The 21,753-nt window shown below is 64.2% G+C and carries 16 protein-coding genes, 1 tRNA gene and 3 pseudogenes; 10 read left to right on the top strand and 10 right to left on the bottom strand.

Annotation, left to right across the window (positions count from 1 at the left end; translation table 11 throughout):
- Positions 1-230: 230 nt before the first annotated feature.
- On the bottom strand, positions 231-4,235 hold the full coding sequence (locus tag NKH22_RS22175; protein WP_023820844.1) for a PAS domain S-box protein: 4,005 nt from the start codon (positions 4,233-4,235) through the stop codon (positions 231-233).
- Between the two features lie 323 nt (positions 4,236-4,558).
- On the opposite strand from NKH22_RS22175, the gene NKH22_RS22180 reads away from it, so the two are divergent.
- Both NKH22_RS22180 and NKH22_RS22185 read left to right on the top strand, forming a co-directional pair.
- Positions 4,559-5,017: a phasin gene (locus NKH22_RS22180; protein WP_023669330.1), complete on the top strand. Its 459-nt coding sequence runs from the start codon at positions 4,559-4,561 to the stop codon at positions 5,015-5,017.
- Positions 5,018-5,363: 346 nt separating this feature from the next.
- Positions 5,364-5,440, top strand: a tRNA-His gene (locus NKH22_RS22185).
- A gap of 467 nt (positions 5,441-5,907) precedes the next feature.
- Here NKH22_RS22185 and NKH22_RS31555 read toward each other — a convergent pair.
- From NKH22_RS31555 to NKH22_RS22205, 5 genes and pseudogenes are all read right to left on the bottom strand, one after another.
- A pseudogene (locus tag NKH22_RS31555) lies at positions 5,908-6,041 on the bottom strand (glutathione-dependent formaldehyde dehydrogenase); the annotation flags it as partial.
- A gap of 4 nt (positions 6,042-6,045) precedes the next feature.
- Positions 6,046-6,126, bottom strand: a pseudogene (locus NKH22_RS22190) (alcohol dehydrogenase catalytic domain-containing protein); the annotation flags it as partial.
- Between the two features lie 81 nt (positions 6,127-6,207).
- Positions 6,208-6,321: pseudogene (locus NKH22_RS22195) on the bottom strand (SDR family NAD(P)-dependent oxidoreductase); the annotation flags it as partial.
- Positions 6,322-6,389: 68 nt separating this feature from the next.
- Positions 6,390-6,707 carry a hypothetical protein gene (locus NKH22_RS22200; RefSeq protein WP_031196696.1) on the bottom strand — a complete coding sequence of 106 codons (318 nt, stop codon included), beginning with the start codon at positions 6,705-6,707 and terminating at the stop codon, positions 6,390-6,392.
- Positions 6,708-8,032: 1,325 nt separating this feature from the next.
- Complete coding sequence (locus NKH22_RS22205; protein ID WP_023686799.1) at positions 8,033-8,833, bottom strand: IclR family transcriptional regulator; 801 nt, start codon at positions 8,831-8,833, stop codon at positions 8,033-8,035.
- Between the two features lie 235 nt (positions 8,834-9,068).
- Between NKH22_RS22205 and NKH22_RS22210 the strand changes: the two genes are divergently transcribed.
- The 4 genes from NKH22_RS22210 to NKH22_RS22225 are packed head-to-tail and all read left to right on the top strand — an operon-like array spanning position 9,069 to position 13,578.
- Positions 9,069-10,121, top strand: coding sequence for an ABC transporter substrate-binding protein (locus tag NKH22_RS22210; RefSeq protein WP_023748647.1), 1,053 nt, complete (start codon positions 9,069-9,071; stop codon positions 10,119-10,121).
- A gap of 27 nt (positions 10,122-10,148) precedes the next feature.
- Positions 10,149-11,648 carry a sugar ABC transporter ATP-binding protein gene (locus NKH22_RS22215; RefSeq protein WP_196815217.1) on the top strand — a complete coding sequence of 500 codons (1,500 nt, stop codon included), beginning with the start codon at positions 10,149-10,151 and terminating at the stop codon, positions 11,646-11,648.
- A complete protein-coding gene (locus NKH22_RS22220; RefSeq protein ID WP_023686801.1) occupies positions 11,645-12,610 on the top strand; it encodes an ABC transporter permease in 966 nt (321 codons plus the stop codon). Before NKH22_RS22215 ends, NKH22_RS22220 begins: the two co-directional genes overlap by 4 nt.
- A complete protein-coding gene (locus NKH22_RS22225; RefSeq protein WP_023748645.1) occupies positions 12,607-13,578 on the top strand; it encodes an ABC transporter permease in 972 nt (323 codons plus the stop codon). Before NKH22_RS22220 ends, NKH22_RS22225 begins: the two co-directional genes overlap by 4 nt.
- Here NKH22_RS22225 and NKH22_RS22230 read toward each other — a convergent pair.
- Positions 13,552-14,493, bottom strand: a complete 942-nt coding sequence (locus NKH22_RS22230) for an amidohydrolase family protein (protein WP_352910968.1) — start codon at positions 14,491-14,493, stop codon at positions 13,552-13,554. The genes NKH22_RS22225 and NKH22_RS22230 overlap by 27 nt on opposite strands.
- A gap of 71 nt (positions 14,494-14,564) precedes the next feature.
- On the opposite strand from NKH22_RS22230, the gene NKH22_RS22235 reads away from it, so the two are divergent.
- Genes NKH22_RS22235 through NKH22_RS22250 form a run of 4 tightly spaced genes read left to right on the top strand, consistent with a single transcriptional unit; the run spans position 14,565 to position 18,489 of the window.
- The gene (locus NKH22_RS22235; RefSeq protein ID WP_352910971.1) at positions 14,565-15,890 is read left to right on the top strand and encodes an alanine racemase; all 1,326 of its coding nucleotides are present in this window, start codon (positions 14,565-14,567) and stop codon (positions 15,888-15,890) included.
- A gap of 38 nt (positions 15,891-15,928) precedes the next feature.
- Positions 15,929-16,273 (top strand): RidA family protein, encoded by a 345-nt coding sequence (locus tag NKH22_RS22240; protein WP_023686804.1) that lies wholly within the window; start codon positions 15,929-15,931, stop codon positions 16,271-16,273.
- A gap of 2 nt (positions 16,274-16,275) precedes the next feature.
- Positions 16,276-17,286 (top strand): succinylglutamate desuccinylase/aspartoacylase family protein, encoded by a 1,011-nt coding sequence (locus tag NKH22_RS22245; protein WP_023686805.1) that lies wholly within the window; start codon positions 16,276-16,278, stop codon positions 17,284-17,286.
- Positions 17,287-17,307: 21 nt separating this feature from the next.
- Positions 17,308-18,489 (top strand): hypothetical protein, encoded by a 1,182-nt coding sequence (locus NKH22_RS22250; protein ID WP_031197889.1) that lies wholly within the window; start codon positions 17,308-17,310, stop codon positions 18,487-18,489.
- A 75-nt stretch (positions 18,490-18,564) separates the two neighbouring features.
- On the opposite strand, the gene NKH22_RS22255 is transcribed toward NKH22_RS22250, so the two are convergent.
- From NKH22_RS22255 to NKH22_RS22265, 3 genes are read right to left on the bottom strand one after another with little or no spacing between them, the layout of a single operon-like run.
- The gene (locus tag NKH22_RS22255; protein ID WP_023732354.1) at positions 18,565-19,416 is read right to left on the bottom strand and encodes a TIGR01459 family HAD-type hydrolase; all 852 of its coding nucleotides are present in this window, start codon (positions 19,414-19,416) and stop codon (positions 18,565-18,567) included.
- Positions 19,413-20,702, bottom strand: a complete 1,290-nt coding sequence (locus tag NKH22_RS22260) for an FGGY-family carbohydrate kinase (protein WP_023723356.1) — start codon at positions 20,700-20,702, stop codon at positions 19,413-19,415. Before NKH22_RS22260 ends, NKH22_RS22255 begins: the two co-directional genes overlap by 4 nt.
- Positions 20,686-21,729 (bottom strand): class II aldolase/adducin family protein, encoded by a 1,044-nt coding sequence (locus tag NKH22_RS22265; RefSeq protein WP_023670571.1) that lies wholly within the window; start codon positions 21,727-21,729, stop codon positions 20,686-20,688. The genes NKH22_RS22260 and NKH22_RS22265 overlap by 17 nt, the downstream gene beginning before the upstream one ends.
- Between the last annotated feature and the right edge of the window lie 24 nt (positions 21,730-21,753).

A 21,753-nucleotide genomic window follows, 5' to 3' on the forward strand; every position in this document is an offset into this window, starting at 1 on the left:
ATTTACCTAGATTTCATGAGTGGTACACACTCGTAAATTTTTTGGACGGCCGGTAAGGAGTTGTTAAGGCCCGGCGTCGATAGTCGCACGTAACTTGAGGGAGAAATCCCGTTCCTCGTCCCCTGAGGATCAGATTCGCTCAAGCCCCCGTTGTGACAGCAAATCCCATTTAAGGCGTCCTGTTGGACGCCTTTTCTTTGTCCGGGATTCTCGCCCGGGAATGGCCGGCCCTATTCGGCCAGCACCCGCGTCGACGGGAAGGCGACCTCGACCAGCGTCCCTTCGCCCGGCGTCGAGGTGATGGTGAAGCGGGCGCGGTTGGCTTCCACCATCGCCTTGGTCAGCGGCAGGCCGAGACCGGTGCCGTCGCCACGCCCGCGCTTCAGCGCATTGATCTGCTTGAACGGCTTCAGCGCCTGCTCGATCTCGGCATGGCTCATGCCAATGCCGGTATCGCGCACCCGCATGACAACGTCGCCGGAGGTTTCATAGGCGGTCGACACGATCACCTGTCCGCCGGCTTGCGTATAGCGAATGGCATTGGACAGGATGTTGAGCGCGATCTGGCGCACGCTTCTGAGGTCGGCGACCACTTCGGGCAGTCGCGAGGCGAAGCTGGAGCGAATGATGACACGCTCGCGGTTGGCCTGCGGCTGCATCATCGCCACCGTCTCCGCCAGCGTATCGTTGAGCGACACCGCCTCGTAGTCCATTTCCTGCTGGCCGGCCTCGATCTTCGAAATGTCGAGGAGGTCATTGACGAGATCGAGCACATGGTTGCCCGAGCGGTTGATGTCTCTGAGATAGTCGCGGTAGCGGTCATTGGCTACCGGGCCGAACTTCTCGTCCACCATCAGCTCGGAAAAGCCGATAATGGCGTTGAGCGGCGTGCGGATCTCGTGGCTGATGCGGGCGAGGAAATCGGTCTTCTGCGAGGAGGCGCGCTCGGCCACCGCGCGCGCCTGGGTCAGATCCTCTTCGGCCCGCTTCCACTGCGTGATGTCGCGCACCACGGCGCAGAAGCCGCTGTCATTGGGCAGCCTGCCGATGGTCATGAACAGCGGGATGAAGCGCCCTTGCGCCTCGCGCCCGATCACCTCGCGGCCATCGTTCATCACACTCGCCACGCCGGGCTCGGACAGGCCGTTCAGATAGTCGCGGGCCGCGCGCTGGCTTTCGATGGCAAACAGCGAGGCGAACGGTTTACCGGTGACGTCGTCGCTGTCGAAGCCGAACAGCGCCTCGGCCGGCCGGCTGATCGAGCGGATGTCGCCGTCGCGGCCGATCAACACCACACCATCGGTCGCGGTGTCGATGATGGTGCGCATCTCGGCAATGCGCGCTTTGAGTTCGGAGACATCGGGCTGCGTCTGCTCCTCGGCTGCGAGATGCGCAACCATCGGCGGCTCGTTATCGCCGGTACGTCGCACCACCAGCATCAGCGCCTTGCCGGCGCGCCACGGCACCGAACGCAAAATGGCTTCGATCGGAAATTCCTGGCCCTCGCGCGTCTTCAGTTTGAGTGTGTGGTCGCTTTCGCCGGCCATTTCTGAATAGGGATCGGCAAACAGCGCGTCGAGCCCGCCGGCGTCGCTCAGGTCCTCAAGCGTGTCATAGCCGGTCAGGCCGAGGAATTCCTCATTGGCGTAATGAAGCTCGTCGCCCGAATGGATGAGCAGCGGCACCGGCAGCTTGCCGAGGATCGACGTGTCAGGGGCCTTGTGTTCATCTCCGGCCGAGAATGCCGAAGGCATGAACCCCTCAAGCTTGAGCGGCGGCACTTTCAGGCGCTGTGGTTCTGCCGGCACTGTGTCCGCATCGCCGGCCTTGTCCCCGTCTTCCACGGCGGAATCGGTCGCCTCGTCGGACGGCGCCCAATCCTCATTGTCCTCGGCATCGCGGAAGTCGGCCGACGTCATGCTGTCGTCTTCACCGGCATTGGCCGGCGTCTCGGCAACAACCGGCTGTGGCTCTGCGGCCTCGACGATCTCTTGGGCTTGCGTATCATCCGGTTCGGAAGCCGGCGCAAGTTCGTCGTTGGACGACGTTGCTTCCGTACTGTCTTCGGTGACGGAGCCTGGTTCGGGATCGGCATAGTCGAGCAGGGAGCGCGACACTGTCGGCGCCTTCGCCTCGCCTGCTTCGCTGTCCGCAAGGCCGTCGTCCGGCTGCTCGCCGTCAAGCCGCGTCAGGTCCTTTTCGTCCTCGGCATCCCTTTCCGGCGGTTCGGCCTCAGCCGTTTCGCTTTCGGGTGCGGCTGCCGATGGTTCAGCCACGGCAGCCGGGCCGGCTTCGTCCGGACTCGAGACCTCGGCGGGTTGTCGGGCTGGCGCGGCTGTTTCAGCCTGGTTCGCCTCGACATGATCCGGCTTGAGCTCATCTGCCTTGGCCTGGTCTGGCGTTACCTGATCCGGATTGGCCGGTTCGGCCTGCTTGGCAGTCTCCGGCTGCTCCGGCGGGGGATTGTCCTTCTTCAGCCGCTCGCCGATTTCGCGGAAAGCGCTGCGCTCCAGCGTCGACAGGCCCCTCTCGCTTGTCGGCTGCTTGTCGTTGGCGGGCTGCCGATGCTCGGCCAGCCGGATGACCTTGTCGGCAAAACGACGTTCCTGCTTCGGCACGATGGTCAGTGCCGGCACTTCGCCCTCGAACGGATCGGCCGCCTTGGGAGCTTCCGCCACGGGCTGTTCCGGGGCCGGCTCGGCTGCTGCCGCTGGCGCGCCATTGGGGACCAGCGCCATGCCGATTGCTTCCGGATCGACCACCGCATCGCCGGCGCGGGCGACGCCGAAACCACGAAAACCTTCGAAGGCGCGGCTGCGGCCATAGACAGGCAGTGCTGCCAGATCGACCGGTATCTTCAGGTCGGAGCCGGCAACCGGCCACAGTACCGAGCGGCCCGACCAGGTGTCGCGCCGTTCAAGCAGGCCCGCGATCTCGCCCGAGGCGTCGAGGCCGAAAATTGTCGCGACGTCCTTGAAGCGGCGGCCGATCACGTCGGCGGCGGCTTTGCCGACAATGTCGCCGAATTCCGGCGACAGCGCGCTGAACTTGCCCTCGGCGTCGGTGCGCCAGACGAAGCGCAGCGGCGGCGCCGAGCGGTCGACCTCACGTTTGGCGGGAGGCGCAGCCGGTGGGGCTGCGTCGGACGGCAGGGCGGGCGCAGCGGCACTGCTGTCCAACTGCGCACTCTCGGCCGGGGAAACAGAGTCCGGCTCGGCCTGCGCCGGGCTGTCCGGCTCGCCCGCCTGCGGCTCTTCGCCGGCATGGAAGTACCAATGATCATGTTGCGCCGGCGCGCTGTCATTCGCCGCCTGCTCGCGGCCGGTCGTCTGCTCGCGATGGTCCGCCTTTGTATCGGTTGACGCCGAAGCATCATGCTCGGTGGCAGCCGGACCTGTCTCCCCGACATCAGGCGCGGCCGCGAGTGGGGCGCCCTGATTCCCGCTTGCGGTGGGGTGGTCAGCCACCGCATCCACCGTTACCGCGTTCTCCGCGGCGGCTTGCGCCGGGCCATCGTCGACCTGCGCTGCAGCAGGTTCGGCATCCAGCTCGCCGACAGGATTTTCCTCACCGAGCTGATCCTCGTCGATGACCACCAGCAGATGCCTGGACTCGGTCAGGCGCGCGAAGCCGGCCGGATAGGACGTGGCGCCGCCGGGGACCAGCCGCTTGACGATGCGGTCGTCCTGGCTCGCCACGTCGGCGACAAGCGCGGCCAGCGTCTCAGGCCGGATGGCGAGCGCGCCAAAGCCATCCGAAGCCGCCTCGACAGTGCCGGCGGCGTCGACAAAGGCGATGAAATGGCCGTCTTCGGTAAAGCCGCTGATGGCGCGGGTCCCAATGTCGGCAGCACTGCGCGAGCCGGCCTGCGCTGCCGGCACCACCAGCATGATGGCGCTTTCGCCGTCCGGCATAGTCACCGCACTGGCCAGGAAGCCGACGGCGCGGCTGGTGATGCCGGTCGCCAGCCGTACCGTAATGGCGCGGTCGCTGCCGATCTGCGGGAAGCCCGCGGTCGCCATGATCTGGCGCCTGGCGATCAGCGGCAGCTGAGCCGAGGCGCCGATGATGGCCTCGATATCGGGATAGCCGAACACCGCAGCGCCCGGGCCGTTGGCCCAGATCACCTGTTCGAGGTCGGCCGACAGAATCGCGATCGCGTCGCCGGCGGCGAAGCGCTGGCGAACCGCATCAAGCACGGCGACATCGAGGAAAGAGTAGTTCTCGGAAGGCATGCGCTTGGCGGACCCTTTCGGTGAAACCTCTTGGCGAACCCCTCTTGGCGAACCTACAAGGCGGGCAATTTGCAGTTAACGCTTTGTTAATAAAAGCCCGCGCGGCGAAGGTCCACAAGCCATGGCGGGAAGCAGGTGGAATCTCTGGCCACTTGGTTAACAGCTCTCGGAATGTCCCTGGATAACCTCTTGGGTGACGCATGGGAAGAAATTTATGGTGCACTGCAACAAAGATATTGCATCGCACAAAAAAACCGCTATATTGCCATCATACATGAACGAGACGGCTTTTTGTCAAAGCCGCTACCCCGAAAGGATGGAAAATGACCAAGGCCAAGACCGCTGAGACCATCGAAAACGTCGAATTCCCGAGCTTCGACGCTTCCAAGGCAACCGACCAGATCCGCGCTTTCGCCGAAAAGGGGGTCGAGCAGTCGAAGGAAGCCTACTCCAAGCTGAAGACCGGCGCCGAAGAGACCCAGAAAGTCCTGGAATCGACCTTCGAGACTGCCAAGACCGTTTCCAGCGACCTGTCGCTCAAGACCATCGCCGCTCTGCGCGCCAATGCCGAAGCCGGCTTCTCGCATCTCGAGGCCCTCATCGGCGCCAAGTCGCTGTCGGAAGTGGTCGAACTGCAGACCGCCTTCCTGCGCAAGCGCGTCGAGACCACCGTCGAGCAGGCCAAGGACTTCCAGGCTGTTGCTTCGAAGGCTGCCGAAGACGTCTCCAAGCCGGTCAAGACCGCTTTCGAGAAGGCCCTGAAGGACATCAAGGCCGCCTAATAATTGCGCACAACTCTGCGATGCATCAAAACGTCGCATTTCGTCAGACAAATAGGTGTGCGATAGAGTTGTCCAAATGAATACCCGGCGAGTGGAACCTCCTCCCTCTGCTCTCCGGGGTGACCAGCCAGCACCTCCTCCCGCTGGCTCGTAACAGGAAAAGGCCGGCACCTCCTCCCGCCGGCCTTTTTCTTTTGCCGAAGAAAACCGGCGCCTGTTGGCAGAACCGGCTTTGCCTTATCAAAGGCCTTGAATTAGTCTCTGATAGACCGTATTGGACGCATCGCCGAACGACAGAGCGGATCTCGGAGAATGAATTTCACCACGATCTGGCTCAGGCGAACGTGCCGTTGTAGCTCAGATGGTTAGAGCGCCGGATTGTGGATCCGGAGGTCGCTGGTTCGATCCCAGCCAACGGTACCATCGAATTTCCCGCTAAAGTATTGATTGCCGATCCCGACGATCCACGAGAGATCAAGACCTGTATGGCCCTGTCGGCAGGGCAGGAAGACCCTGACTGCGCACACACACCGCGGTGCGGATACCCGCGCCGCAGCTTAGGTTTCATTTTACTCCAGCGGTTCGTCGGTCGGCCGAGGCGTCGTGCCTGCCTGACGAGGACGGCCGGCATTGCGATTTGCAATGCGGCTGTCGAGTGGCGATCTGGACGCTTGCTGGGCGCCAGCGGTCTTGGGTGCGGTCGGCTTGGCGCCGGAATCGCTGTCTTCAGCATCGCGACGGGGATGTGGCAAACCGGCGGCCTCAGGCGATCTGACCGGAGGTGTCGCGGCCGGGTTTGTCGATACGGGTTTGTCCTTGGCCATTTTCAACTCTCGCCTTTTCAGCATGCAGACGGCCGGACAACAAAGTCGGGCCATTGGACAGAACGGTCAGCCGCGCGGGCGCATCACGACTTTGATGCAGCCGTCCTCCTTGTCGCGGAAGGTTTTGTAAGTTCGGGCCCGGCCTTGAGGCCAGCGCGATGGAATGACGGGTCGATATCGCCGTTCTGAACTTTCTGCAGCGATGTCGCGTTCATCCTGGATCGTCGGATCGGCCACCTGTTCGCAACGTATGTCGCCTTTGCCGTGCCATGTGAGGGCCTTCATGTGCTGTTCCTTGACGACAAGCCCTGCGAGCCCGAACTTGGCTTGATGTGAAATGTTCCCGCTTCCAACGAGCATCCGGCCTCAACCCTTGGCGGCCGAGCCGGGTTCGGCCATGCCGCAATGCTGCTCGGCCAGGGTGCCGGCCGGCGTGCCATGCGCCGCTGCAACCTGCAGCTTGTTTTTCCAGCCGCTGATCGCCTGCTGCCACGACCGCATCCCTGATCGCTTCGCAGGGCAGAGGTTTGGCGCAAGCGCAGGATCTGCTATCGCGCCAGCATCGCGGCGACAACGAACACGACGGCGGCAACGACGACAAGCGCGACAATGGCCAGCACCGGGCCGTTTTTACTCGGGGCCGGGGCTCGCTCGTCGTCCGGCCGCCGCATCGCATTGGCGAAGCTTGCTTGATTAGCGAAAGCCGGCGTGCCCGTCGCTGCGGGAACCGGCACGGCGCAGGTGTCTGCTGCTTCGGCATCGGTTTCCATAGGCGCCGCCGCCGGGTCGAATCCCGGCGTCTTGTCCTCTGTCACCCCAGACTGAATATCGCCTCTGTCTTCGGCCGGGTTACGTTCGACGTTCATGATGATGCTCCTGCCGCTGGCGGCCATGGTCGGCAACGCGGCAGATTCGGCAAAGTTCCAGTCTGGCTCGCAATGCCCGCTTACGCACACCGCCGCTCGTTGACCTTGAGCTGGCTCGTTCCAGCCACTCCAACCCAAATTGCCAGTCCGGCTCCCGGCGCGCGCTGTTTGGATTCCGTGGGAACATCAACAGCGCCAGCGAGTTCGGTATGTGCAGCGAGTTCCCTGTTCGCCGCATGGCCGACTGCCGGAGCTCTTGACTGCCCGCGTCTTCGCTCCTGGAGCGCGGGCCACTCCTCTTAGCCCAAGGTTGCGATCATGAGCAGAAACATTCCGGAAAAGCGGGCCAGGCAGGGTGGCTTGGGGCGACCGGTCCTTGGCGTGCTCTTGGCAGGCCTTGTCTTGGCGCTCGTTGCCTGGGGGATCGCTGAAATCTATGGCGAGCAGGCTAAGACACCGGCGACACAACAAAACAGCCGGGTTCCATCGCCAGATACTTACAGCCCAAATCCTGGCCAAACGGACCCCGCAAACTCCAAGGCCGATGATGTGAATGGCGAACCGGTGGACCGAAATCCCAAGCTCGACAAGGATCCCACGCCGCGATCAAGCACTGGCGGGGATCAGCCAGGAACGCCGCCAACTCAACCTGCTTCGCCATAGCGTTCGCACTAGTTGATAAACACAATTCAAACAGATGCGGAAATGTGGAGCGGCGATTTCAGCCAATTTCAAGAGCCGGGTCTGTCAATAATCGCCGGCGCTCTCTGATAGCTGGGGAAACCTCCGCTGATTCTTACCGCTTGCTGGATGGCACTGGCGGCTCCAGACCGACTGCGCGCTGTGTCACGCCGGCAGACCTTTGCACCTCTGGGCGCTTTTGAACTTGCAAGTCGATGGAATCGGGCAAGCTGGGTGTAGATGATGCAGTCGTCATCTTATCGAGGTCCGGCAGCAACACCATCTTTGCGTAGCGTGGAGGAACCAGATGGCCTCCGAAAACAGCGAATATCCCGCACACGAATAAAGCGAGAAGCAGGGCCGTAAGCACATCTGTGAAAATTTCGACAAATCTCATGTGCTCGCTCCGCGCGTAAGGATCCCGCCGCGCTCTCGACAGTAAGAGCGGCGGGATCCTCAACCGGCGATGAAGGGACTTTGATCGACGGTCTTCTCCTAATGTGGCTTCCGGTTGCGTGTTCCCTGGTTCGGACCTTATCCACCGACTATGGGACTAAGGTCCCGAACCTAAATGGAACCGATGGGGAAGAGCGGAATCCATGTGCCTTTAAGAGGCTTCAACCAGAGGGCACGACGGCTGATCGTCAGCCTCCCGCCAGAGACAGTCCACGGGCGCGCTCGCGCAGCAAGGCAAGCAGTTCGTCGCGCCGTGGCTCCGGCGTGTCGACGGGTAACACCAGACACAAGGTCCTTTTGATGGCGCCGTGGCCGTCGTGGATGGGCGCTGCCATGCACCAGGTGAAGCGGTCCGCCAGAGCGGCGGTCTCGCTGAAACCCTGCCGGTGGGCCAGGGCAACATCGGCAAAGAATTCGGCTGGTGCAATGATGCGGCCGTCGGGAAGCTTGTAGTCGCCAGATGGGATGAAGTCCCTCAACTCTTGCTCGTTCATATGGCCGAGGAGCAGCCGTCCGGATGCCGTCCATGGGATCGGCACCTCGACCCCGACATCGCTTGAGATCCGGAACGGGCCCGGCGAATCTCGGCAGTCCAGAACGACGTATTTGTTGCCACGCAGGCCGCATAGCTGGACCGTCTCGCCTGTCTCGGCGGCCAACTTATCCAAGGTCTCGATGATGCGACGGTAATGGGCGTTGTGATGTGAGTAGGCCCAGCCGAACAGATGCATGGCGCGTCCGAAATAGACGTAACCTTCACCGCCGACGTTTTCGAGCATTTCGGCGTCGAGCAGGCTGTTGACGATCTCGTAGGTGGTCGAACGCGGCGCGCCGATCATCTTGGCGATGTCGCCGACGCGCATTGGCGCGCGGTGCCGCAGCAACGCCTCGAGCAGCATGATGACGCGGTCAATGCCGCGTCGTCGTTCGCCGTTGCGCGGCTCCGCGCCGGCTTCCTTCCCGATCGCATCGTTAGTGCCGTCGCTCATGACCATCCGCCAAAATCATTTCGGTTCTCGTCTCAAGGCGCTTGAAAGATGTCAAGGCTCGGTCTAGCATCCAATTTGTCCGATATACAGACACATTGTCTGAAATACCAGACAAACTAACGAGCCGGACGCAGACAAATCCCGAGAGGACACACGGTTTCCAAGACCCGGCGACCGACGGGTTTCCTCGCCCTTGTTCTGCACGTCGAGGCCACAACCTCTGAAGGGAACAGTCATGATGAAATCACCGTTTTTCGCATCCGCCAGCGCGCTTTGCCTCGGTCTCGTGCTGAGCTTTGGCGTCGCCTCGCAGGCCAATGCTGCCGCCAACTGCATCAAGGGCGACCGCAAGGCGCCGTACACGATCGGCTGGGCCAACATCTATTCCGTGCCGACCTGGATGAAGCAGACCCAAGGCACGATCGAAGCCGAAGTCGAGACCCTGAAGAAGCAGGGACTGGTCGACAAGCTCGTCGTCACCGACGCTCAGGGCGATGCCAACGTCCAGATCCAGCAGATTCAGTCGATGATCGATTCCGATGTCGACGCCATCATCCTGATCGCCGGTTCGTCGACCGCACCGGCACGCGTTCTGGCCGACGCCTGCGCCAAGGGCATCGCCATCATCAACTTCGACAGCCTCGTCGACACCGACAAGGTCACCGCCAAGGTCAACACCGATTCTTCGCAATGGGGCGACCAGGCCGCCAAGTTCCTGATCGACGCCATCGGCGGCAAGGGCAAGATCCTGATCCTCAATGGCCCCGCCGGGGTTTCGGTCAGCGATGACAGGCGCAAAGGCGCCGACGCTGAGCTCAAGGCCCATCCCGACGTGACGGTGCTTGCCGAGACCAACACGCCCTACAACGTCGCGCCGGCACAGGAAGCCGTCACCAGCCTGCTCTTCGCCAACCCCGAGATCGACGGCATCCTGTCGCTCGGCGGCGCTCTGTCGGCAGGCGCCGTGCTGGCCCTCGACAAGCAGGGCCGTGAACAGGTGCCGATCACCGGTGAGAACGCCCGGCAGTTTTTGGAACTCTGGAAAGAAAAGGGCTTGAAGAGCTGGGCGACGATGCAGCCGAACTGGCTCGGCGCCTTCGCCACCTACACCGCCGTTCAGGCGCTGGAAGGCAAGGATGTGCCGGCTTTCGTCAAGATTCCGCTGCCGGTGATCGACAATTCCAACATCGACGAATACCTCGCCCGGGCCAAGGACTTCCCGGCTGACGGCTACATCTTTTCTCCTTACGATGAGGAGCTGTTCAAGAAGCTGCTGGCTCAGAAATAAGCCTGAAGGGTTGTAGCGTTGACAACCATGGCTCCGCTGCTCGCGGCGCGCGGGGTGTCGAAGTCTTTCTTCGGCAACCCCGTCCTGCGCGACGTTTCAATCGCTCTCCAGCCGGGCCGCGTGCATGCGCTGCTCGGCGAGAACGGCGCCGGAAAGTCGACCTTGATCAACCTTTTGTCCGGCGCCTTGAGACCGGATGGCGGGACGATCGAGGTCGATGGACGCGCGGTCTCACGCATGACGCCAGCTGTTGCGCGGCAGGCCGGCATCGCCGTCGTCCAGCAGGAACTCAGCCTGACGGCCAGTCTTTCCATCGCCGAAAATGTTGGTCTCGGCGCCTATCCCAAACGGTTCGGCCTGATCGACTACCGCGAACTCGCTGCGCGGGCGAGGGCCGCATGCGAACTTGTCGGGCTGCACGAGCCGCTGTCGACGCCGGTCGGGAATCTGTCGCTCGGCCGCCGCCAAATGGTGGAGATCGCCAAGGCGCTCTACCGCCGGCCGCGCGTGCTCATTCTCGACGAACCGACATCGTCGCTATCGGCAACCGAAACCAAAATCCTCACCGATCTGCTGCAGCGGTTGCGCGGCGAAGGCATCGCCATTCTCTACATCTCGCACCGACTGAACGAAGTCATGGCGCTGTGCCAGCACGTCACCGTGCTGAAGGACGGCACCTGCACGGCCGACCGCACCCTGGAAGGCACCGACGCCGCCGGGTTGGTTCGGCTGATGGTCGGCCGCGATCCCGGTGATCTTTTTCCGCAATGGCAGCCTTCCAGTTTGCTTGCCGACGCTATCTCCGTCCGAAATCTTTCGGCCGGCCTGATGCGCGACGTCGATCTGGATATCAAAACGGGCGAAGTGCTTGGCATTGGCGGCCTGGTCGGGCAAGGGCAGGAAGATCTGCTGCTCGGTCTCTACGGCGCCATTCCGGCACGGACGGCGTCGGCGACCGTCAACGGCGCCTCCGGCCTGCCCGGCGGCGTGCCGAAAGCCAACGCGCTGGGGCTGGCCTATGTGCCCGCGGATCGCAAGCGCGAGGGCCTGCACCTGATCCATCCCATCATCACCAACATGATGCTGCCCGCCTTTGCCAGGCTGCCGGCGCTGAAGCTGCGCAGCCGCCGCGCAGAGCGCGAGACGGCCAAAAGCCTTGCCGCCCAACTCGGCATCAAGGGTCACCTCGGCCGGGCGGCGCAGGCTCTATCGGGCGGCAACCAGCAGAAGGTGGCGCTGGCGAAATGGATGCCGCACGACCCGTTGGTGCTTCTGCTCAACGATCCGACGCGCGGCGTCGACGTCGAAACCAAGCGTGAGATCTACATGATGCTTCGCAATTTCGCCGCCGCCGGCAAGGCGGTCGTGCTGCTCAGTTCCGACACGCCCGAACTCGTGCACCTTTGCGACCGTGTAGCCATCGTCCGCGAAGGCCGCATCGTCGCCATGCTGGCGCGTGGAGCGCTGAGCGAGGAAGCCATCGTCTCCGCGGCGATGGGCGCCGAACAGCGGAAGGTTGCGGCATGAACACATCTTCCTCCGCCCGGCAGACCGGCGCGCTCTACTGGCCGGTGCAACTGCGTCGCAATGTCGGCGTGCGCAGCCTGTTTGCCGTCGTCCTGGTGTTTCTCATCGCCTATGGCGTCCTCTTTCCGGGTCTGTTCACGGCGTCCGGCTTCGCCAAATTCACGCAGAGCTGGTTTCCATTGGCTCTGGTCGCGATGGCGCAGGCGATCCTGATGCTCACCGGCGGCATCAGCCTGGCCATCGGCGCGACGGTCAGCTTGGGCGCGGTCATCGCCGCGACGACGATGGCCGGGCCGCTGGGCGTCGCCGGGGGCACTGCCGCGGTGGCGCTGACGGGCCTCGGCATCGGGGCGGCGACCGGCTTCATCGTGGTACGGCTTCGGCTGCCGGCCATCGTGGTGACGCTTGCCGGGTCGTTCATCATCGGCGGCGCCGCACTGCTGATCCTGCCGCGGCCCGGCGGCGCAATCCCGGCGTGGCTGTCCGACCTGCTTGCCGGCAACACACCGGCGGCATTCGTGCTGCTGGTGCTCATCGTTCTCCTGTGGAAGCTCTATCTCGCCACGCCGCTTGGCTTGAGCCTCTATGCCGCCGGCGAGAATCCGGTCGGCGCCTATCGCTCCGGCGTGCCGGTCGACGGCGCGCGCATTGCGGCCTATGCGATCAGCGGTCTGCTCTCCACCGGCGCCGGCTTGTTCGTCGCCGCACAGACCGGTTCGGGCGACCCGGTCATCGGCGCCGCCTTTACCCTGAACTCGATTGCCGCTGCGGTGCTCGGCGGCATCGGCTTCCTCGGCGGCCAGGGCACGATGCGCGGCGCGCTTGCCGGCAGCCTGCTGCTCAGCCTGATGATCAGCGTCATGTTCTTCCTCGGCTTCACGCCGGTCGCACAATATGTGGCCCAGGGCCTGATCATCATCGGCGCGGTCGCCATCCCGCAATTCCGCAAGGCACAGCAATGACAGCATGGAATGACAGCGCGGGCGGCAAACGCGCCCTGACGGTCCTGCGCAGCCGGCCGTTTCTCACCGTTGCCATCGTTGCCGCGGTCTGGATCGTGGCGAGCTTCGTTTCGCGCGGCTTCGGCGCTTATGGCCATCTGCGCTATCTGGTGGAGCTCGGCGCCGTCATCGGCCTGGTTGCCGCGGGCCAGACTTTTGTGGTGATCGCCGGCGGCATCGACCTTTCCGTCGCGGCCATCGTCACGGTCAGCGCCGTCAGCCTGCCGCTGCTGTCGTGGCAGGTGGATCCGACCGGCATCACCGCCATTCTTGCCGTTCTGGTGCTGACCACGGCAATCGGCCTGGTCAACGGGCTCGGCGTCGCTTTGCTGCGCGTCCACCCGATGATCATGACATTGGCCATGGCGACATTCTTGCAGGGTCTGTTGATCATCATCGCCGGCGGCAGCGCCGTGACCGCCGAGAACCCGCTGGTCCACTGGCTCGGCAATGGCCGGCCGGCCGGCATTCCCGCTGGCGTATTGTTGTGGGTGGTCGTCTCGGTGATCGTGCTGACCACGATGCATGCGACATCGCTCGGCGCCCGGATTTTTGCCATGGGCGCCAACCCGCTTGCCGCGGCGCTGTCCGGTGTTCCGGTCACGTCCACGACGCTTGCGGTCTACGGCATCAGCGGCTTCTGCTCGGGACTTGCCGGCGTGCTCGTGTTGGGCATGAACGGACAGGGCTATGTCGGCATCGGCGATCCCTATCTGCTCGCCTCGATTGCCGCCGTGGTCCTCGGTGGCACCTCGATCCTCGGCGGGCTTGGCACCTATGCCGGCACCATCCCCGGCGCCATCCTGCTGGTCACCATCACCGCGCTGATCACCGTCGTCAACGCATCGCCCGGCTGGCGCAGCATCCTGTTCGGCTCGCTGATCCTCGGCCTGCTGCTGCTCTCAGGCCGGGAGCAGGCGCGCCGATGACACATCGTCGAGCCGATAGATGCGCCTTGCGTTGCCGAAGAACAGCGCCGTCTGCTCGTCGGCGGAAAAGTCCGCTGTGATGGTTTTGAAGCCGTCATATATGTCATCGAACGAGGCATGCAGGCCGGCGACCGGAAAGTCGCTGCCGAACATGGCGCGACCGGTGCCGAAACAATCGATGCAATGCAGGACGACGGGCTTCAGGCTGTCGAGCGTCCAGTCATGATCGTAGGCGACCAGATCCGATATTTTGATGGCGACGTTGTCGCATTGCGACAGAAGCCGCAGCCCGTCGCGCCACACCTGCATGCCATCGGCGTCGCGGTCGATCGGGCTACCGCAATGGTTGAGCACGAATTGCTGATCGGGGAAGGCCCTGGCAAGCAGCCCCGCGTCGGCGAGCTGGCGCGGAAACACCATCATGTCGAAGGCCAGCCGATGCTGGCCAAGCAAGGCAAGCCCGGCGCGCCAGGCCGGATCGTCCATGATGCCGTCACGGGCCGCAAAACGGCGGGCAGGGCCGGGATCCCAGCTCAATATGTCGCGCACGCCGGCGACACGCTCGAACGCGGCTTGCGCTTCGATCAGCGCCGGCGCCTGGCGATCGGCGAGCGGCACGTGAACGACATAGCGGGCGGCGACGCCGCGCGATTTGTCGAGTGTTTCAAGCCAGCGCGTTTCTCCGATGCAGTCGCCACTCGCCCAGCCGGCTTCGACATGGACGGTGGCGATGACATTATGCCCTATGGCATCGCGCGCATAATCCCCGGGCAGATAGTTCCGCCGCAAGGGGCCAAGCTCGCCGAGGCCGCCGCGCTCGCTGGCCGTGGCGGCGAGCCAGGGATGCCGTCCCAGTCTGAGATCCCAAAGATGATGATGGGCGTCGATGATCGGTCCGGCGTAAGGTTCTGGCACGTATCTCTCTCAGGCTGTGACCGGCGATCGATCCTGGCTTCGTTCTGCGACGGTAAAAGGGTTAGCATCGCATGACTGAAAACTCACCGGTTCCAGCCCTTTCGGTGCGCGAAAATTTTCGGCTCGACGACCGCATCCGCGGCGTGCCTCCCGGCACAACCGGGCTGGACAGCAGCCTTGTCGCGGCCGAGCACTGGCATCCGGCCGATGGACGCATGGCGCTTCCGGTGCTGACCCTCGACGAGGCGGCCTTCTCCGCCAATCGCGACCTGTTCCTGCGCTATGCGCGCGAACACAATGTTGCGATCGCTCCGCATGCCAAGACGCCGATGGCGCCCGATCTTACCCGGTCGCTGGTCGAGGCCGGCGCATGGGGCACGACGGTCGCCGACATCAGGCAAGCGACAGTGATGCTGAAGGCCGGCTTGACACGGCTGATCATCGCCAATGAGGTTGGAGGAGCCGGCGGCGCCAACCGGCTGGCCGTGCTTGCTGGTGCCTGGCCGGATGCCGAGCTCTATGTCTTTGCCGACTCGGTCGACGCCGTGAACCCGCTTGCCGAGGCTTGGCGCGCCAATGCGGCGCTGCCGCCGCTGCGCGTGCTGGTCGAACTTGGTGCGGGCAGGGCGGGCGCCCGCACCACCGCGCAAGCCGAGGCCATCGCCGATGCGATCACGGCTGCCGGCGGGCGGCTGCTGATCGCCGGCGTTGCGACCTATGAAGGGGCGGCGGCGCAACCCGAGCCCGGTCGCACCGATGAGGTGATATCCGGCCTGCTGGCAATGACCGCCGACATGTTCCTGCGGCTGCGTGCCCGCGTCGGCGGCGACGCACCGCTGATCGTCACAGCCGGCGGCTCCGCCTTCTTCGACCAGGTGGTCGCGGCGCTTGCACCCCTCGTTTCCAGCGACGGCAACGCAACGCTGGTGCTGCGCAGCGGCGCCATCTTCTTCCACGACCACGGCACCTATGACCGTTCGCTCGGCGCCCTCGATGCCCGCAAAGGTTTTGCCATAGGCGGCATCAGCGCTTCGGCGCGGCATTCCTTTCGCCCTGCGCTACGCCTTTGGGCCGAAGTGCTGTCGCGTCCGGAGCCGGGCCTTGTCATCTGCGGCATGGGCATGCGCGACGTGTCGTTCGACCAGGGCTTTCCAACGCCGCTCACCGTCTTTCGTGCCTGCAAGCCGCTGCCGATGCCGGCGGCGCGCGCCGAGGTGGTCAAGCTCAACGACCAGCATTCCTTCCTGTCGATTGCACCGAGCGACGACGTGGCCGTCGGCGACGTCGTCGAATTCGGCATCTCGCATCCCTGCACCTGCCTCGACCGTTATCGCGTGATCTTCGGCGTCGACGCGACCGGCCACGTCCGCCACGCTTTCCCCACCTGGTTCGGCTGACCAGATCCCCCAAAAAGAGAACCTCGAAAGGATCCGATATGATCAAGTATTTTCAGTCCGGCTCGCGCATGTCGCAGGCAGTCGTCTATGGCGGCCTCGTTCACATAGCCGGCCAGGTGGCCAACGATCGCAAGGCCGGCATCGAAGGCCAGACCAGCGACGTGCTTGCCAAAGTCGAGGCGCTGCTGGTCGAGGTCGGCAGCAGCAAGTCGAAGTTGGTGGCGGTCAACATCTTCCTGCCGCAGATCGGTGATTTCGAGGCCATGAACAGCATCTACGATGCCTGGATCGATCCTGCCCGCCTGCCGGCGCGGGCCTGCGTCGAGGCGCGGCTTGCCGACCCTGATCTGCGCATCGAAATCACCGCGGTCGCGGCGGTCTGACCATGCACACCGGCCTCGCCCACACGCTCGATTTCGACCGCGACGGCAAGACGCTCAGCCATCTAAGCATTCCGTTCTCGATCGATCGCTCGCCCTACTTTCAGGTCAAGGTGCCGATCTGCCTCATCCGCAATGGCGACGGCCCGTCACTGCTTTTGATGGCCGGCAATCACGGCGACGAATATGAGGGCGAGCTGTCGCTGGCAAAACTGGCGCGCCGGCTCGATCCGAAGCGGATCAAGGGCCGCATCACCATCATGCCGATGGCCAACGCCCCTGCGGTGATGGCCGCCAAGCGCTGCTCGCCGCTCGACGGCGGCAATCTCAACCGGGCGTTTCCCGGCGATCCCTCGGGAACGCCGACAAGCCGGCTCGCCAATTTCCTTGAGACGGAGCTGTTTCCTCGTCACGACGTCGTCTTCGATATCCATTCGGGCGGCACGTCGATGGAGCATCTGCCGACCGCGCTGGTCGAACGCAACGCCGATCCCGAGCGCCACCGGCGTGGCGTCGAGCTGATGCGCACGCTCGGCATGCCCTACGGCTTTATCGCTGACAACGGCCAGGCCTCGCCAACCTCGATGGGCGCAGCGCGCCGCGCCGGCGCCGTCGGCGTCAGCGGTGAGTTCGGCGGCGGTGGCACCGCAACGGTCGATTCGATGGCGATCACGGCCCGCGCGCTCGACCGTCTGATGATAGCAATGGGTGTGGTCGACGCGCCGGTTCTTGGCGCGGGCGAAAAGCCTTCGGCGCCGACAAGGCTGCTGTCCCTGTCCAGGCACAGCCAGGGCCTCTATGCCACCCGCCGCGGCTGGTTCGAGCCCGCCGCTAGGCTCGGCGACAGTGTCACTTCAGGACAATTGGCCGGCTGGTACCACGATCTCGAGCGGCTCGATGTTGCCGAGGAGGCCCTGCATTTCGCCGAAAGCGGCTTGGTGCTGTCGCGCCGGCTGCACACGATGTGTGAGGCGGGCGACTGCCTAATGCAGGTCGCAGAGCCGGTCGACGGCTGAGCCAAAGGCAGAGGATATTCCATGCAGCAACTGTCCATGTGGACCTATCCCTGGGACATCCAGGATCTCGGCCTGGAGACGGTCGAACGTGATCTTGTCGAGCGCGCCGGGCTCAACATGATCAGCCTGGCGACATCCTATCATGCCGGGCGCTTCCTGCAGCCGCGCAGCCCGCGCCGCAAGGCCTATTTCCCTGAGGACGGCACCATCTATTTCAAGCCGACCGCTGCGCGCTGGGGAAGTCTAGCCATCCAGCCCAAGGTGGCTGACGTGATCACTGAGGGCGGCGACGTGCTCGGTCAGCTTATCCGCAGGCGCGACGCAGGCGGGCTAGGCGTTTCGTGCTGGACGGTCTGCCTGCACAACACCCGCCTGGGCATGCTGCATCCGCAGGCCGTCACCCGCAACGCCTTCGGCGATGCCAACTACTACAATCTCTGCCCGTCCCATCCCGATGCGCGCGCCTATGTCCGCGCGCTGATCGCCGACATCTCGCACAGCTACCGGCCGGACCGGATAGAACTTGAAAGCCCGTCCTTCATGGGCTTTGCCCATGAATACCATCACGAGAAGGACGGTGTCGGGCTGACGCCGGAAGACGATTTTCTTTTGTCTCTGTGCTTCTGTCCGTCCTGCGTCGCCCGTGCGGCAAAAGCCGGCATCGATGCCGAGGCGGCGCGCAAGCTGACCAGGCAATGGATCGTCGAGACCTGCGAGCGTGCGGTGCCTGAGCGGCGCTTTCCCGATTTCCCCGCCTGCGGCCTCGACGCCTTTGCCCCGTGGCCGGAGCTCCATGCCTATCTCTTGTGGCGATTCGAGCCAGTGACCAGCCTGGTCGCCGAACTGCGCGAGGTAGCCGATCCCACGACGCGGGTCGTTATTATCGATCTGAAAGACGGCTGGCTTGGCGGTTGCGATCTGGCAGCGCTGGGCAAGGTCTGCGACGGGGCGATCCTGTGCGCCTACGACATGCAGGCCGGCGATGTCGCCAGCCTGATGGCGGCCGGCCGTGCGGCACTGGGCGCGGACAAATTCCTCGGCGCCGGCTACCGGCTGTTCTATCCGGAAATGGTCCGCCCCGACATCCTCGCGGCCAAGGTGAAGCCGGCGCTGGCGCCCGGTGTTGACGGCATCAATTTCTACAATTACGGCCTCATTCCAGCCGCGCGGCTCGACTGGATCCGCGCTGTTCGGCGGTCTTGAGCCAGCCGGCCAATGCTCGTCGGCCACGAGGCGTTGAGGCCGGATTCGCGCGCGAGCGCTGCCAGGTGAATCAAATCAGCGAAACCTGAAGCGATCCATGGTGTAATCCGGGTAGGCGTCCATCGTGTCGAACAGATCGAACAGGTCAGGGGTCTCCGCCAATATTCCTGACAGAACCAGCACCGTGGCCACGCCGGCAGCAAGTCCGCCGGCGATGTCGTGTTCGACACTGTCGCCGACGCAGACCACAGTGCCGCGGTCTGGATCGCCTGCCAGCGCTAGTGCGGCGCCGAATATGGCGGGGTAAGGCTTGCCGATACGCGTGACGCTACCACCGAGGTCCTCGTAGAGATCCGCCAGCCGGCCGGCGCCGAAGCGCGGCCCCACTGCCGTCAGCATGATCTTGTCAGGGTTGGTGCAGAAGCATGGCACCTGCCGCACCGCAGCCGGCGCAAGAAGTCGGCGATAGTGCTCAAGATCATAGCGGTCGCCCTCGCTGGCCGAAATCAGCACCAGCCCGGCATCGTCACCGTCCTTAGTCAATGCGAACGGCAGACCTTCGATCGCCGAGCGGTCATCGTCGCGGCTTATCAACAGGCATTTCGTGTTTGGCAGTAGCTTTCCGGATACCGCCATGTCGTGGAAGAACTCCCACGCGACCTCGCCGGAAGAAACAAAATGGTCCCAGCTTCCCGGTTCGAAGCCGAGCTTTAGCAGCCGGCTCTCGTTAGGCCCCGCCCGCTTGCCGGAGTTCGAGATCAGCACAATGGTCTTGCCGGCGCGCTTCAGCGCCGACAGTGCTTCCACTGCCCCTGGATAGGGGCTGGCGCCGTCATGCAGCACGCCGAACTGATCGAGCAGGAAAAAATCATAGCGCTCGGCCAGCTGGTTGACGCCGTTGAGGTGTTCGACTGTTTTCGCGCTCATAGAAGCCCCGCCGCGCTTGCGCCCATCAGCGCCAGCCGCGCTGTGCCGGCGGCGGCTTCGTCCGAAAGCGCCGGCAGGAAATCAACACCAAGTCTGCGCTGCCGGATCGCCGTCCAGGCGGCATTCGCCGCACCGCCGCCGACGCTTCTGACCGACGTCAGCTGCGGAGCGCCGAGCTCGGCGAGCCTGTCATAGCCGAGCGCCTCGATCGCGGCGATACCCTCCAACATGGCTTTCAGATAGTCGGCGTCCTCCACCGGTCGCGGCACAAGACGCGGCGGCAGTGCCGGATCGGCGATCGGAAAGCGTTCGCCTGCAGTGGCAAGAGGATAGTAGTCGAGGCCGGTCTCGGTCATCGGGTCGATCGCCATGCTCAGCTCGACGATGCGCGCCAGAGGGAAATGCTGTGTCAGCACCTTGCCGCCGGAGTTCGATGCGCCGCCCGCCAGCCAGACATCTCCAAGCCGATGGCTGTAGATGCCGAAGCGTGGCGCCGAGATAGGCCGGTCGGACAGGATCTTGACGGTCAACGACGACCCCAGCGCGGTGACGCCGTCGCCTATTGCCGCGGCACCTGTCGCCAGGAACGAGGCGCAGCCATCGGTCGTTCCGGCGACGACGGCGATTTCGCGCGGTAAGCCGAACATATCCGCGGCATCCGCGGTGAGTTTGCCGACGACATCGCCCGGCCTGGCGATACCGGGCAGCAACTCCATGCGCATTTCGGTGGCCGCAATCCAGTCCGGCCAGCAGCGGGCCGTGATGTCGTAACCGGTTTTCAAGGCATTGTTCTCGTCGCTGACATCGAAGCGACCGGAGAATTGTCCCGCGATCCAGTCCGCCTGATGCAGCACCGCGGCAACACCGGGCGTGCGCTGGAACCAGAGCGCCTTGGCGAGACCGGACGTCGCCCCAAGTGCGGCACTGGTCGCTGGGGCTTCGCGAGCGATCGCGACCAGAATGGCGTTGTCGGCGACCGTATCGTTGTACATCAGCGGCTCGGCCAGCGGCCGCCCGGCGCCGTCGACCGGCAGCAACGTACCTGAAGTGCCGTCAACAGCGATCGACCGGACCGCTGTTCGGTCGATGCCCGAAAGCAGTTCCGCCAGCGCTGCGCCGACCGCTGACCACCACACTGCAGGGTCGCGGGCATTCCGGCCAAACAACTCGAGCGAAACGGCGGAACGCGCGGCAATGGAAAAATCCGGACGCATGGCGACCGCGCGCGCGCCGGACGTGCCGATGTCGATGCCTATGGCAAGCGGCGTGTCAGCGGCTGGCGGCATTGAGTTTCTGGCGATACTTCTCGGCGTCCCAGTTGACCAGTTCATCGTTCTCGGCGGCGGTGAGGTAGTTCAGCCGCGCTGCAATGTCGATGCGTGCCGTCACGTCGGCAAGGCAGCGTTGCATGGCGTCGGCGCCCGCACTGGCATCGCCGCGCATCAGCACGCCCAGCCCGGGAAACAGGATCGCCACGGGGTTTGTACCGCACCGCTCGATGACGCGCGGCACATCCTCACCGGGCTTTGCCACCACCGACCCCCGACCCAGAAAGATGACGTGATCGGGGTAGAGGCTGCCCCCGGACGCCATGCGGCGGCTTTCGGGATCGATGGCGACCGCGTGCGCCTCGATTTCCGCCGGCAGCCTGTAACCGGTTTTCCCGGCCAGCGCCGCCAATCCCGCAACATCCGGTTCCGCCACTTGGCGCGCCGGCCGCGCCAGAAGCAGCGTGACGCGGCGCAGCAGCACTTCGGCCTCGGCGACGGTATCGGCCGCGACGACCAGCCCGTGATTGGCAAGGATTAGCACGTCGACCCCAGCCTGAAGCCGCTCGGCAATACCCTGGGCAAGCGGCAGGCCTGGCCGGAAATAAGGAACATACGCCCATTTGAGACCATCAAGGCGTCTGGCGGCTTCCACCTCGCAATTGGCCTGTACCGCCAGCGAAATGGTTTCGACGCAATGGACATGCAGGACGACGCGCTGCGGCATCAGCGCGTGAACGGTGGTTTCAATCGAAGGGCGCAGGCGCCGGGCGTTGAGCGTCTCGATGGCGAAGATCTGCGGCTGGTCGGCGGCGCTGTCGCGCTGTTCGACAGCCCTGAGCAGCGGCGCCATCGCCACCGGGACCATGATGTCTTCGGAGAGCGCATCCTTCAGCCATGTGCCGGAAGCCTTGATCCACAGCGTGTCGCCGGCTTTCAGCGAGGTGTTGCCGCCGGCGGCCTGGGTCAGATTTGGATTGCGCCCGATGCTGGCCGAAAGCGCCCGCAAAGCAGCCATTTCCTGCGCATCCGCATAGCTCGCCATGGCGCATTTCCTCTATCAGCTCCG

Source organism: Mesorhizobium sp. M1252, from assembly GCF_040318265.1.
GTDB lineage: Bacteria > Pseudomonadota > Alphaproteobacteria > Rhizobiales > Rhizobiaceae > Mesorhizobium.

What these genes read in the sequence shown, in the direction of transcription:
- NKH22_RS22180 (WP_023669330.1), top strand. Translation starts at nt 4,559, where the DNA reads ATGACCAAGGCCAAGACCGCTGAGACCATCGAAAACGTCGAATTCCCG.
- NKH22_RS22240 (WP_023686804.1), top strand. Translation starts at nt 15,929, where the DNA reads ATGATCAAGTATTTTCAGTCCGGCTCGCGCATGTCGCAGGCAGTCGTC.
- NKH22_RS22265 (WP_023670571.1), bottom strand. Translation starts at nt 21,729, where the DNA reads ATGGCGAGCTATGCGGATGCGCAGGAAATGGCTGCTTTGCGGGCGCTT.
- NKH22_RS22200 (WP_031196696.1), bottom strand. Translation starts at nt 6,707, where the DNA reads ATGAACGTCGAACGTAACCCGGCCGAAGACAGAGGCGATATTCAGTCT.
- NKH22_RS22260 (WP_023723356.1), bottom strand. Translation starts at nt 20,702, where the DNA reads ATGCCGCCAGCCGCTGACACGCCGCTTGCCATAGGCATCGACATCGGC.
- NKH22_RS22225 (WP_023748645.1), top strand. Translation starts at nt 12,607, where the DNA reads ATGACAGCATGGAATGACAGCGCGGGCGGCAAACGCGCCCTGACGGTC.
- NKH22_RS22220 (WP_023686801.1), top strand. Translation starts at nt 11,645, where the DNA reads ATGAACACATCTTCCTCCGCCCGGCAGACCGGCGCGCTCTACTGGCCG.
- NKH22_RS22215 (WP_196815217.1), top strand. Translation starts at nt 10,149, where the DNA reads ATGGCTCCGCTGCTCGCGGCGCGCGGGGTGTCGAAGTCTTTCTTCGGC.
- NKH22_RS22210 (WP_023748647.1), top strand. Translation starts at nt 9,069, where the DNA reads ATGATGAAATCACCGTTTTTCGCATCCGCCAGCGCGCTTTGCCTCGGT.
- NKH22_RS22250 (WP_031197889.1), top strand. Translation starts at nt 17,308, where the DNA reads ATGCAGCAACTGTCCATGTGGACCTATCCCTGGGACATCCAGGATCTC.
- NKH22_RS22255 (WP_023732354.1), bottom strand. Translation starts at nt 19,416, where the DNA reads ATGAGCGCGAAAACAGTCGAACACCTCAACGGCGTCAACCAGCTGGCC.
- NKH22_RS22175 (WP_023820844.1), bottom strand. Translation starts at nt 4,235, where the DNA reads ATGCCTTCCGAGAACTACTCTTTCCTCGATGTCGCCGTGCTTGATGCG.
- NKH22_RS22245 (WP_023686805.1), top strand. Translation starts at nt 16,276, where the DNA reads ATGCACACCGGCCTCGCCCACACGCTCGATTTCGACCGCGACGGCAAG.
- NKH22_RS22235 (WP_352910971.1), top strand. Translation starts at nt 14,565, where the DNA reads ATGACTGAAAACTCACCGGTTCCAGCCCTTTCGGTGCGCGAAAATTTT.
- NKH22_RS22205 (WP_023686799.1), bottom strand. Translation starts at nt 8,833, where the DNA reads ATGAGCGACGGCACTAACGATGCGATCGGGAAGGAAGCCGGCGCGGAG.